At 73.9% G+C, this 12,427-nt stretch carries 11 protein-coding genes; 5 read left to right on the forward strand and 6 right to left on the reverse strand.

Annotated elements, in window-relative coordinates:
• Positions 1-177 precede the first annotated feature (177 nt).
• The 4 genes from mftM to mdo form a co-directional block, all read right to left on the reverse strand.
• A complete protein-coding gene (gene mftM / locus BLU55_RS14795) occupies positions 178-1,119 on the reverse strand; it encodes a mycofactocin oligosaccharide methyltransferase MftM (protein ID WP_091731192.1) in 942 nt (313 codons plus the stop codon).
• A complete protein-coding gene (locus BLU55_RS14800; protein ID WP_091731195.1) occupies positions 1,116-2,657 on the reverse strand; it encodes a VWA domain-containing protein in 1,542 nt (513 codons plus the stop codon). Before BLU55_RS14800 ends, mftM begins: the two co-directional genes overlap by 4 nt.
• Before the next feature lie 9 nt (positions 2,658-2,666).
• On the reverse strand, positions 2,667-3,914 hold the full coding sequence (locus tag BLU55_RS14805; RefSeq protein WP_091731198.1) for an AAA family ATPase: 1,248 nt from the start codon (positions 3,912-3,914) through the stop codon (positions 2,667-2,669).
• A 96-nt stretch (positions 3,915-4,010) separates the two neighbouring features.
• Entirely contained in the window at positions 4,011-5,303 is a 1,293-nt protein-coding gene (gene mdo / locus BLU55_RS14810) for an NDMA-dependent methanol dehydrogenase (RefSeq protein WP_091731201.1), read from the reverse strand.
• 269 nt (positions 5,304-5,572) lie between these two features.
• Between mdo and BLU55_RS14815 the strand changes: the two genes are divergently transcribed.
• From BLU55_RS14815 to BLU55_RS14825, 3 genes are read left to right on the forward strand one after another with little or no spacing between them, the layout of a single operon-like run.
• Positions 5,573-6,844 (forward strand): FUSC family protein, encoded by a 1,272-nt coding sequence (locus BLU55_RS14815; protein ID WP_157682894.1) that lies wholly within the window; start codon positions 5,573-5,575, stop codon positions 6,842-6,844.
• 9 nt (positions 6,845-6,853) lie between these two features.
• On the forward strand, positions 6,854-7,282 hold the full coding sequence (locus tag BLU55_RS14820; protein WP_091731208.1) for an SRPBCC family protein: 429 nt from the start codon (positions 6,854-6,856) through the stop codon (positions 7,280-7,282).
• Between the two features lie 15 nt (positions 7,283-7,297).
• A complete protein-coding gene (locus tag BLU55_RS14825) occupies positions 7,298-8,812 on the forward strand; it encodes a cryptochrome/photolyase family protein (protein WP_091731211.1) in 1,515 nt (504 codons plus the stop codon).
• 220 nt (positions 8,813-9,032) lie between these two features.
• On the opposite strand, the gene BLU55_RS14830 is transcribed toward BLU55_RS14825, so the two are convergent.
• Positions 9,033-9,842 (reverse strand): TspO/MBR family protein, encoded by an 810-nt coding sequence (locus tag BLU55_RS14830; protein WP_091731213.1) that lies wholly within the window; start codon positions 9,840-9,842, stop codon positions 9,033-9,035.
• A gap of 80 nt (positions 9,843-9,922) precedes the next feature.
• Between BLU55_RS14830 and BLU55_RS14835 the strand changes: the two genes are divergently transcribed.
• A complete protein-coding gene (locus BLU55_RS14835) occupies positions 9,923-10,894 on the forward strand; it encodes an SDR family NAD(P)-dependent oxidoreductase (RefSeq protein WP_091731216.1) in 972 nt (323 codons plus the stop codon).
• 24 nt (positions 10,895-10,918) lie between these two features.
• Complete coding sequence (locus BLU55_RS14840; protein ID WP_091731220.1) at positions 10,919-11,380, forward strand: DUF6328 family protein; 462 nt, start codon at positions 10,919-10,921, stop codon at positions 11,378-11,380.
• Between the two features lie 24 nt (positions 11,381-11,404).
• Here the strand turns inward: BLU55_RS14840 and BLU55_RS14845 are convergent, their stop codons facing one another.
• The gene (locus tag BLU55_RS14845) at positions 11,405-12,379 is read right to left on the reverse strand and encodes a YihY/virulence factor BrkB family protein (protein ID WP_091731223.1); all 975 of its coding nucleotides are present in this window, start codon (positions 12,377-12,379) and stop codon (positions 11,405-11,407) included.
• Between the last annotated feature and the right edge of the window lie 48 nt (positions 12,380-12,427).

The raw sequence follows: 12,427 nt of genomic DNA on the forward strand, positions 1-12,427 counted from the left end.
CCGGCCAGCCCGACCACCCGACACGGCGGGCCGTCCGCGAGCCACCACCCATCTACCGCGGTGCGGTTGCGCCGAACCCCGGCGTGTCGCCCTTGTCCAGAATCAACAACTCCGCGTTACATGCCCCGGCCCCGGCCCCGGCCCCGGCCCCGGCGGCCCCCGCCCCGGCCCGGCCCCTCACCCCGTCTCCACCACGAGCCACCCCCCGTGGTGCTCGTGGACGTCGTGCGGCAGCCCGGTGGCGCGGCCCCAGGCGCGGAGGTCGTCGAGGGTGACGGTGCGGACGTGGCCCCAGGTGGCGTCGGCCTCGTCCTCCAGCGGGACGGCGACGACGACGCGGCGGCGGGCGAGGCGGAGGGCCTCGGCGAGGACGCGGGCGCCGTGGGCGTGGTCGAGGTGCTCGAGGAGGTGGATGGCGAGCACGGTGTCGGCGCTGCCGGCGGGGGCGGGGAAGCGGGCGGCGTCGGCGACCCGGGTGCCGAGCCTCACGCCGAGCAGCGGGGCCACGGTGCCGAGCAGGCGCATCGTGCCGGCCGAGACGTCGGAGGCGGTGACCTGGCGGCCGCGGCCGGCGAGCCGGAGCGGCAGGAAGCCGAAGCAGCTGCCGAGGTCGAGCACCGATCCGGCGGCGAGCAGCTGCTCCGCGTGGGCGTGCACCGGGGCGTAGTCGCCGATGGTCCCGTGGCCGCTGGGCGCGTGCGGCCGGGAGCGGAGGTGGGGGTGGCGCACGGCCTCCTCGATCTGGACCAGGCTGTTGCGGTAGAAGACCAGCCACGCCTCGAGGGGGTCGGGGGCGCTGCTGCGCACCACGCCGGTGAAGATCCGCTCGAACAGCTCGGAGCCCCGCACCCAGCCGGGGGTGAACAGCTCGTCGGCCAGCAGGCCGGCGACGTCGTCGTCGACGCGGCCGGTGGGCACCCAGTGGTCGACGTGGACGCGCGCGCCGACGTGGCGCACCTCGAAGTGGTCGGTGCGCACGCTGTCGCGGTTCCACTGCCGCAGCGCGGCGACGGCGCGCACCTGCACCAGGTCGTCGACGTACCACCCGACGGCCCGCGAGGGCCCGAGCGGGTCGATGGGGGCCGGCCCGGCGGCGCCCAGGAGGGGCTGGACGCTCATCGGGCGCCGGGGCTCGCGGCGAGGGTGGCGCGGTCCAGGCCCGAGAGGTTGCGGACCACCTGGACGCGGCTGCAGTGCTCCTCGTACGCCGGGAGGTCGCACCGGCCGAGCCCCCAGGAGTACCGCGGCTCGGGCGTCAGCCACACCGTCTCGCGCGCCCGCCGGCTCAGCTCGGCGAACGCCGCCAGGCCGGGGTCGCGGCCGTTGCTGCGGCCGTCGCCCAGCACGATCAGCGTCGTGCGACGGTTGACCGCCGACCCGTAGCGCTCCAGGAACCCCTCGAAGGCGGTGCCGTAGTCGGAGTCCGCGTCGACGTCGAGGACGCCGTTGGCCGGCAGCCCCGCCAGCACGAGCGAGAGCGCCTCCTCGGTGCGGTGCTCGGCGAACAGGTCGGTGATCTCGACCAGGTCGGAGACGAAGGCGAAGGTCCGCACCGAGGAGGTCACCGACTGCAGGCTGTGCACCAGGTGCAGGGTGAAGCGGGCCGCGGAGCGCACCGAGAGCGACACGTCGCACAGCACGAGCAGCCGCGGTCGGTCCTCGACCTTGCTGACGGTGACCGGGCGGAACGGCACCCCGTCGTACTTCATGTTGGCGCGCATCGTCCGCGCCCCGTCGACCACCCCGCGGGTCGAGGCCTTGCGGCGCGGGCGGGGGGCGCCGTGCAGGCTCCTGACCAGCCGGCGGATCGCCTCCTCGAGCTGGGCGCGCTCGGTCTCGTCGACGGTCTCGGCCTGGGCCTGCTCGAACTCCCGCTCCTCGATCTCGCGCTCCATCGACATCAGCTTCTCGAGGTGCTCCTTCAGGCGCGCCGGGAGCTGGTCGAGGAACGGCGCCAGCGCCTGCCGCAGCGCGGCCAGGGTGTCGGCCTCGCGCACCTCGTCCACCATCGGGTCGCCGTCGTCGCGCTCGTCGAGCCAGGCCAGCAGGGCCATCTCCTCGGCGACCGACAGCTCGGTGTCCAGCTGCAGGCCGGGCGCGCTGACCAGGTCGCCGGGGTTGCCCGGGTTGTGCATCCGGCTGGTGCTGATCTGGACCCGCGCGGCCTCGCCGGCGCTGCCCTCGGTGTCGTTGGAGAGCACGATCTCGTCGGTGAGCGCCGCGATGTCGATCTTGTTGGCCTCCTGGTGCAGGTTGTACTGCTGGGCCATGTCCTCGGGCCGGAAGTACTCCTTGATGTCGTCGGGCTTGCCGTGGGAGTGGCCGTCCTCGGGCACGTCGCCGGGCTCCTCGGAGAGCGTGAACTGCTCCAGCTCGCCCTCGTCGGACAGGTCGTCGTGGGAGTGGGAGTGCGCCGTGTCGTCCTCGGTCGGGACCACGGCCTCCAGGCCGAAGAACCGGTCGAAGACCAGGTCGAAGGAGGCCAGGTCGCGGCGGTCCTTGACCAGGCTCACGGCCAGCGCCGACTTGAGCACGGCCCGGTCCTCGAGCACGCTCGGCTGCGCCACGGCGTGCATCGCGTCGACCGCCTCGGCGGTGCTGACGCGCAGGCCGTGCAGCCGGAGCAGCCGGATGAACCGGTGGACGGCGCCCTCCACGCCCGGCCCCTAGACCGGTCGCTTGCGAGCGGCGCGGGCGGCGAAGGAGCGCTGGCCCTGGCTGGCGCTCACCTTCTTGCCGTCGGCCGAGCGCGAGTCGTCCGAGCTGCCGCCGACCCCGCCGTACGCCCCGTCGTGACGTCCGGGCCGGTCCTTCGCGGCCCGCTTGGCCCGCCCGTCGACGTCGCCGTCGTCGAGCAGGGCGGCGGGCGCCGCCGACGAGGTCGCCTCCGGCTCGTCGTGGGAGTGGTCCGCGTCGTGCCCGTGGCCGTGGCCGTGCCCGTGGCCGTGGCCGCCGCGGCTGTCGGGGACGGTGCGGTTGGGGTCCACCAGCAGCGGGATGGCGCGGCGGGCCTTCTCGAGGTCGCGCTCGTACTTGACCACGACGTTGAGCGTCGAGGACAGCACGTCGGCCGTCAGCTCCTCCACGCCGAGCACCGCGAGGGTGCGGGCCCAGTCGACGGTCTCGGAGATGCTGGGCGACTTGCGCAGCTCCAGCTCGCGCAGGCCCCGCACGATCTCGACCAGACGCACGGCCAGCGACTCGGCCAGACCGGTGTCCTTGCTGCGGATGATGGCCAGCTCGCGCTCGGCGTCGGGGTAGTCGAGGAACAGGTGCAGGCAGCGCCGCTTGAGCGCCGCGGAGAGGTCGCGGGTGTTGTTGGAGGTCAGCACGACGTAGGGCAGGTGCTTGGCCCGGACGGTGCCGATCTCGGGGATGGAGATCTGGAACTCCGAGAGCAGCTCCAGCAGCACCGCCTCGAGGGCCTCGTCGGCCCGGTCGACCTCGTCGATGAGCAGCACGACCGGCTCGTCGGAGTCGATGGCCTCCAGCAGCGGGCGCGGCGCGAGGAAGCGCTCGGAGAAGAACACGCTGTCCTGCGCGGCGATCCGCTCGACCGCCTCGTGCAGGTCGGCGGCGTCCTCGACCACCTGGCCGATCTTCTCGCGCAGGATCTGCGTGTAGAGCATCTGCTTGCCGTAGTCCCACTCGTAGAGCGCCTTGGTCTCGTCCTGCCCCTCGTAGCACTGCAGCCGCAGCAGCCGTCGGCCCGTCACGGCCGCCAGGCTGGTGGCCAGCTGGGTCTTGCCCACCCCCGCGGGGCCCTCGAGCAGCACCGGCTTGTCCAGCCGGGTCTGCAGGAACACGGTGGTGGCGAGGCGCTCGTCGGCGAAGTAGCCCGCGTCGGCGAAGCGCTCGAGGGTCTGGGCGACGCTGTCGAAGTCGGCGGGGCGGGGGGCGGCGGAGTCGGCCACGGGTGTCCTTTGCGCGTCGTCGGGTGAGGCGGGTCGCCGGCCGGGCGCGTCGAGAGGGGGTCTCGACGCGCCCGACCGGCGCAGGGGAGGGACGTCCTACTGCAGGAGGTCGTCCAGGTCGCCGTTCATGCAGTGGTCCACGACGGGGCGGACCGTCTCGAACGTGCACTCCTTGGCGTTGCCGGGGGTGCAGGCGTCACCCAGCACGTGGTTCGTGATCCGGTCGACGTCGGCGTCGTCGCCGCTGATCACCTTGGCGTCCTCGTAGAACTTCGTCGGGCCGGTGCCGAGGCGGTTCTTGGAGTAGGTGTCGCTGGTGACCTCGGTGAACTTCTCGGTGATGCCGACGTCGCGCAGCAGCCGGATCGAGGCGGCGAGCGCGGCCTCGGCGGCCTGGACGTCGGTCATGCCGTGGGTGTCGATGTCCATCGCCCGGGCGATGTCGGCGAAGCGCTTGTACTGCGCCGGCATGTTGAACGCCCAGACCCGCGGCAGCGCGATCGCGTTGTTGAGGCCGTGGTGGGTGTCGTAGAAGGCCGACACGGCGTGCGAGATCGAGTGGATGATGCCCAGGCCACCGGAGTTGAAGGCCTGGGCGGCGATGTACTGCGCGTACATCATGCCCTCGCGGCCGGCCAGGTCCTGGCCGTTCCACACGGCCGCCCGCAGGTGCTGGTTGGTCAGCTTGATGGCGTGCAGCGCGTTGCCCAGCGACGGCTGGAAGTCCAGGCGCGAGACGTACGGCTCCGAGGCGTGGGCCAGCACGTCGAACCCGCACTGGGCGGTGTAGTCGACCGGGCAGTCGAAGTAGAGCACCGGGTCGTCGATGGCCAGGGAGGTCACCGAGGCGTCGTCGAAGGCGACGTACTTGTGCGGGTTGTCGGGGTCGGTGGTGGTGTCGGTGATGACGTAGGCCCAGGAGGTCTCCGAGCCGGTGCCGGCCGTGGTCGAGACCGCGATGTGCGGCGGGTTCTTCGGGTTCTCGGACATGTTGAAGCCCTCGAACTCGTTGACGTTGCGGCCGTCGTGGGCGACCGAGACGCGGGCGCCCTTGCAGGCGTCGTGGGAGGAGCCGCCGCCGATCGAGACGAAGGAGTCGCAGGCGTTCTCCTGGTAGAGCGCCACCGAGTCCATGACGTTGTAGTCCTTGGGGTTGGACTCCACCTTGTCGTAGACCACCACCTCGAGGCCGTGGTACTTCATCGACTCCACGATCTTGTTCACGATGTCGGTGCCGCGCAGGCCCGAGGTCATCACCAGGGTCTTCCTGAAGCCCAGCTTGAGGGCCTCCGGGCCGATCAGCTCGTGGGCTCCCGGCCCCATCAAGGCCCTGGGGAACGGGTGGAACTCCTTGATCGGGAACGGCTTGAGCAGCTCGTCTACCTGCATGGATGCCTCCTGGTTGGCGTCCGAGCGACGGTCGGTGGGCCGCTCGGTGGGCTGACCCCAGCGACGCTAGGACCGGGGGTGACGCACCGCACAGACGAGGACCCACAAACCGTGCGTACGCCGGTGCCCGGGCCCGCCACCCGGCCACCCGGGACCTCCCCGACCGGGCAGGCAGGGGTGCCAGGTGGGGTGCCCGGTGAGGTGCCCGGTGAGGTGCCCGGTGCGGTGCCCGCTTGGTGCCCGGGGGGCGATCGGGGTACGACGGTGCGGTGAAGCAGCACGAGGCAGGGGCCGCGTCGACCGGCGCGGCGGGGTCCACGGACCCGGCAGGACCGATGGCGGGCGCCCGCGCCCGCGGGCAGGCGCGGGCCGACTCCGGGGGCGGCGTGCTCGGCCGGCTGCGCTCGCGGCTGGCGCACCTCGACCCGGTGCGGGTCGTCGACCTGGTGCAGACCGTCAAGACCGCCCTGGCCGGCGGCCTCGCGTGGTGGGTGGCGACCGACCTGGCCCACCTCGACCAGGCGTTCCTGGCGCCGTGGGCGGCCGTGCTGGTGGTCCACTCGACGATCTACAAGGCGGTCACGCGCGGCACCCAGCAGGTGGCGGCCACCTTCTTCGCGGTCTTCCTCGCCTTCGCGCTCGGCACCCTGCTCGGCTCGGGCCCCTGGGCGCTGGGCCTGCTCATCCTCGTGGGCTACCTCATCGGCCAGCTGCGCTGGGTCAAGGAGGAGGCCAGCACCATCGCCACCACCGGCCTGGTGACGCTGGCCACCGGCTCGATCGCCCAGCCCGACCTGCTGGCCAGCCGGCTGATCGACACCGCGGTCGGCGTCGGCGTCGGCCTCGCGGTCAACCTGCTGGTCTGGCCGCCGCTGCGCGACCGGGCGGCGTGGTCGCACACCGAGCAGCTCCCCGGTGAGCTCGCCGAGGTGCTGCGCAAGACGGCCGAGGGGCTGGGCGAGGACCTCGACCCCCGGGAGACCAAGGCCTGGGTCCGCGACATCCGGCGCGTCGACGTCCACATCGACGAGGCCTGGCGGCTGCTGTGGCAGGCCAAGGAGAGCGGCCGGATGAACCCCCGCCGCTCCCAGCCCACCGGCACCCGCGAGCTGAAGAAGGTGCTCCACCAGCTCGAGCAGGGCGTGGCCGACTCGCTCAGCATGGCCCGCAACGTGGCCAGCAGCGCCGAGGACCGCACCGACTGGGACCCCGCCTTCCGCGAGCGGTGGCGGGCGATCGCGCTGAGCACGGCCGACGCGGTGCAGGACCAGGACCTCGAGACCCTCAAGGGGCTGTGCGACGACCTCGAGGAGATCACCCACGAGTTCGCCGACGCGCGGCTCTCGGCCGACGAGTGGCGCGAGTACGCCGGCCTGGTGATGAACCTGCGCAACGTGCACGACGCCCTCACCAGGGCCGTCGAGTGGGAGCTGGAGTCCACCCCCGACCGGCGCCGGAGCAAGCGCCAGCTCTCGCCGCAGGAGCTGCTGCGCCGCGAGCGCCGCTCCGCCCAGCGCCGGGCCTCGCGGTCCGGCTCGTAGGCTCGGCGCATGCAGCTGCGACGCACCGTGCAGACCGACGCACCGCCCGAGCGGGTCTTCGCCTACCTGGCCGACTTCACCCACACCGAGGAGTGGGACCCCGGCACCGTGCGCACCCACCGGGTCTCCGGCGACGGCGGCGTCGGCACGACGTACGCCAACACCTCGAGGTTCCTCGGCCGCGAGACCGACCTGACCTACGAGGTGCTGCGCCACGAGCCCGACCGCGTGGTGCAGCTGCGCGGCCGCAACAAGACCGTGACGGCCCTCGACACCATGGAGATCGCCCCGCACGGCAGCGGGTCGACGGTCACCTACACCGCCGACTTCGAGTTCAGCGGTGTGGCCAGGTACGTCGCGCCGCTGCTGCGCCCGGCGCTGAAGAAGCTCGGCGACGAGGCCGAGGCCGGCCTGCGCACCCACCTCGGCCGGCTCTGAGCAGGGCCGGGCACCGTGGCCGGGCAGACCACCCGCTGGTTGTTCGGCGACCAGCTCGGACCGCACTTCGCCGACGACCACGACGGCGACTTCCTCCTGATCGAGTCGCGCCGGGTCTTCGCCCGCAAGCGCTACCACCGCGCCAAGGCCCACCTGGTGCTCTCGGCGATGCGCCACCGCGCGGTCGAGCTCGGGGACCGCGTCCGCTACGTGCAGTCCGACACCTACGTCGGCGGGCTGGGTCGGCGCACCCGCGACCTGCAGGTGGTCGCGCCCACGTCGTACGCCGCCCGCGACCTGGTCGACCGGCTCGTCGCGGACCCCGACCGGCCCCGTGACATCGAGCGGCTGGCTGCCCGCGGCTTCGTCACCAGCCAGGCCGACTTCGCCCACTGGGCCGAGGGGCGCGGCGGCAAGCGGCTGCTGATGGAGGACTTCTACCGCGACGCCCGGCGCCGCCACGGCGTGCTGCTCGAGGGCTCGTCCCCCGACCCGGAGGGCGGCCGGTGGAACCTCGACCACGAGAACCGCGAGCCCCCGCCGAAGGGAGCCACCACCCTCGGGGTCGACCCGCCGCCGTGGCCCGAGGAGGACGAGATCGACGCGGAGGTGCGCGCCGACCTCGACCGCTGGGAGGCCGACGGCGACGTGTCCTTCCTCGGCCAGGACGGGCCCCGGCTGTTCGCCGCCACCCGGGCCGAGGCCGAGGCCGTGCTCGACCACTTCCTGGCCCACCGGCTCGCGACCTTCGGCGCCCACGAGGACGCCATCCTCGAGGGCGACCCCTGGATGTCGCACTCGATGCTGTCCGCGCCCATGAACCTCGGCCTGCTCGACCCGCTCGACGTCGTACGACGGGCCGAGGAGGTCTACCGCTCGGGTGACGTCCCGCTCGCGTCGGTCGAGGGCTTCGTCCGCCAGGTGATGGGCTGGCGCGACTACATCTGGCACCTCTACTGGCACCTCGGGCCCGACTACCGCCGTGGCAACGCCCTGCAGCACCGCCGCGAGCTGCCCGACTGGTTCGCCGAGCTCGACGGGTCGGCGACCCGGGCGCGCTGCCTCTCGCACACCCTCGACGGCGTCGCCGAGCGCGGCTGGGTGCACCACATCCCGCGGCTGATGGTGCTCGGCAGCTACGGCCTGCAGCGCGGCTGGTCGCCGCAGGAGCTGACCGACTGGTTCCACCGCGCCTTCGTCGACGGCTACGACTGGGTGATGGTGCCCAACGTGGTCGGGATGTCGCAGCACGCCGACGGCGGGGTGCTGGCCACCAAGCCCTACACCTCGGGCGGCGCCTACCTCAACAAGATGTCGGACCACTGCGGGTCCTGCGAGCTGAAGCCGACGGTGCGCGTCGGGGACGACGCCTGCCCCTTCACCGCCGGCTACTGGTGGTTCCTCGACCGCCACCGCGAGGAGCTCGGTGCCAACCAGCGGATGGCGCGCGCCGTCAACGGCCTCGGCCGCCTCAAGGACCTGCCCGAGCTCGTCGAGCAGGAGGAGCGGCGCGGCAGCAGCGCGCCCTGAGCCGCCGCCGAGCGGGCGATGGCAGCCCGCCGCGAGACGCCGAGCGGGCGATTGCGGCCCGCCGGGAGACGCCGATCGGGCGATTGCAGCACGCTGTGGCGCGCCGAGCGGGCGATTGCCGCACGCGCGGCGTACGACGATCGCCCGGTCGGCGTCGTGCGGCGTACGACGATCGCCCGGTCGGTGTCGTGGGGCGTACGACGATCGCCCGGTCGGCGGGCTAGCGCGTGCCGGGACCGCCCGCTCGGCGGAGGAGGAGGGCGGCGCCGACCGTGACCACGGCGGCGGCCACTGCCGCCACCGCGGTCGGGGTCGACGCGGGCGAGGCCTGGGTGCGGCCGACGGCGATCCAGACCAGGCCCCAGGCGCTGGCGGCCGCGACCGACCAGCGGGCGCCGAGGCGGCCGGCGAGCACGACGCCGAGCGCGGCGACGACGGCCAGCACGAGGACGGCGGCGACCTCGGCGACCAGCCGGGAGGGCTCGACCCCGCTGGCGACCAGGGCCGCCGTGACGTTGGCGCACACCGCGACGCACACCCAGCCGAGGTAGAGGCCGAAGGTGCCGTCGACCACGACCCGCTCCACGGTCCCGCCGGCAGGACGGCCGCTGAGGCGGCGCACCAGCACGCCGAGCGTGGCCACGAGCGCCACGATGACGCCGACGCTGACCCAGATCCAGCCCTGCTGGGTGACCAGCAACCAGGCCGCGTTGAGCACCATCGAGGCGGCGGCCAGCCATCCGACCGAGCGGGCACGCGGGTCGCTCGCGCGGCCGGGCAGCCACTGCCAGACGGTGTACGCCGCGAGACCGGCGTACACCACCGACCAGATCGAGAACGCCGGGCCGGCCGGGGCGAGCAGCGTGGCCTCGGAGGAGAGCGCACCGCCCGAGGACTCCGCGACCCGGGTGCCGAGCACGCCCACGCCCACGAGGGTGCCGAGGACGCAGAACACCTCGGCCAGGGTGACGCCGACCTGGCGCACGCGGTCGGAGGGGAGGGGCCGGGTGGCGGTCGCGGTGGGCTCCATGCGGTCATGGTGACGCTCGCCACCAAGCGGACGTGGCGACGCCGGGACCCCGGTGGGGGCCGCTGACTACGGTGACGCGCATGACCCCGCTTCCCCACGTCCTCGCCCGCGGCGTCGACACCCTGCTCGACCGCACCGTCGCCCCCGGCTTCACCCGGGTCGGCCCGGCCGTGCGCCGGCGGCTGCCGACCTGGCCCGACGACCCGGCCCCCGGGGCGCTCGCCGGGCGCACGGTCGCCGTCACCGGCGCCACCTCCGGGCTCGGCCTGACCGCCGCGGAGGGCATGGCCCGGTTGGGGGCGCGGGTCCGGCTGGTGGTGCGCGACGTCGAGAAGGGCGAGCGGGTGCGCGCGCAGCTGCTCGCGGACGTGCCCGGCACCGACGTCGCCGTCGACCGCTGCGACGTGGCCGACCTCGACGACGTGCGCCGCTTCGCGGCCGAGCTCGACGTGGACCGCCTCGACGTCCTGGTCCACAACGCCGGCGCGCTGCCGGCCGAGCGCACCGAGTCGCCGCAGGGCCACGAGCTGACGATGGCGGTGCACGTGCTCGGACCGGTGCTGATGACCGAGCTGCTGCGCGAGCGGCTCGCCGGCCACGACGCCCGGGTGGTGCTGGTGACCTCGGGCGGGATGTACGCCCAGGGCCTGCGCGCCGACGACCCGGCGTACCGCTGCGGCGACTACTCCGGCACCACGGCGTACGCCCGGTCCAAGCGCGCGCAGGTCGAGCTGCTGCCGCTGCTGGCCTCGCGCTGGGCGGGCCAGCAGGTCGGCGTGCACGCGAGCCACCCCGGCTGGGCCGACACCCCCGGCGTGGTCGAGTCCCTGCCCGGCTTCCACCGCGTGGTCGGGCGGCTGCTGCGCGACCCGGCCGAGGGCGCCGACACCACGGTGTGGCTCTCGGCCGTCCAGCCGGCGCCGCGCTCGGGCCAGCTGTGGCACGACCGGCGGGCGCGGCCCACGCACCTGCTGCGCCGCACCCGCACGCCGGACGCCGAGCGCGACCGGATGTGGGACTGGGTGCGCGCCACGACCGGCCTCGACGGCTGAGCCCCGCCGCCCTAGGTTGGGCGGGTGGAGGTCGAGCGCTCCGAGTCCGAGGCCGAGCGCTACGACCGCAACTGGATCGAGCTGGTCCAGGAGCTGCGGGTGGCGCAGACCGGCGTGCAGGTGCTGGCGGGCTTCCTGCTGACGCTGCCCTTCACCGCGCAGTTCGCCGACATCTCGTCGTGGCACCGGTCGATCTACCTGGTCGCGTTCTCGCTCGCGGTGGCGACCGTGGGCCTGATGACGGCGCCGGCCGCGCTGCACCGCTTCCTGTTCGGCCACCACGAGAAGGACACGCTGGTGCGGGCCGGCGGGTGGTACGCCAAGGCCGGCCTCACCACCATGGGCCTGACCCTGGTCACCGTGGTGGTGCTGATCTTCGGCGTCGTGGTGGGCGACGTCGCGGGCCTGGTGGCCGGCGCGGTCGTGCTGGCCCTCTACCTGCTGGCGTGGGTGGTGCTGCCGCTCAGCCTGCTGCGCCGGGGCTGAGCCCCGCCGCTGGCCTTCGGGCGCTCAGTCGACGACGACCCCGTGCGGCCGGCCCGGGTCGTCGTACGCCGGGTCGGGGTGGCCGGCCCGCACCGCCTCGAGCTGCGCGCACACCGCCGTGCCGTAGAAGAGGCCCATCGCCGAGAGCAGCGACCACAGCAGCAGCGCGAACACCCCGGCCAGGGGGCCGTAGATGTCGCCGAACGACGGGCTCAGCTCGACGTAGAGCGCCAGCGCGGCGGTGGTGAGCAGGTTGAGCACCACGGCGATGCCGGAGCCGAGGGCGAGCCACGAGAGCCCGGGCTGGCGCCGCCGCGGGGCGTGGTCGAGCACCACCGCGATGGTGAGCACGAGCAGCGCGATGCCCAGCGGCCAGCGGACCCAGTCGAAGGTGTCGGTCAGGGTGTCGCCCCAGCCGTACTCGCGCGCCATGGCGTCGGCGAAGGCGCTGCCGGCCACGAGCAGCAGGAAGCCCAGGCCCACCGGGCCGGCGAGCAGGGCGGTCATGACCGCGGCGCGGCCGTACTTGTACCTGGCCGGGCGGTCGCGCTTGATGCCGTAGATCCGGTTGGTGCCGCGCTCGACCTGCGCCATCGCGGTCGTCATCGAGAACAGCGCGAAGACCAGGCCGAACCACAGCGCCACCTCGCCGGCCTGCTCGCTGGTGCGGCTGCCGCTGACGGCCGAGACCATCGCGTCGCCGTTGCCGCTGCCGGGCGAGATCGCGTCGATGACGGCGGCCAGCACCCGGGCCGGCTTCTCCTCGTCGATGTCGGCGGCGAGGCCGGTGAGGGCGAGCAGGAACGGCACCACCGCCAGCGCCCCCTGCAGGGCCAGGGCCCGCGAGCTGGAGAAGCCGTCGCCGTAGCGGAACCGGACGAACGAGTCGACCGCGAGCCGCCGGACCCCGACGCGGCGCACGGTGTGCCAGGCGTCCTCGGCGTCGAGCTCCTCGCCGTCCATCTCCGTGGTCACCGGGACGGTGCGGGCGGTGGTCACCGGCGCAGTCTAGGGGCGTGGCCGGCCGCGCGCCGGGCGATGCCCCGG

The organism is Nocardioides scoriae (assembly GCF_900104965.1).
Lineage (GTDB): Bacteria > Actinomycetota > Actinomycetes > Propionibacteriales > Nocardioidaceae > Marmoricola > Marmoricola scoriae.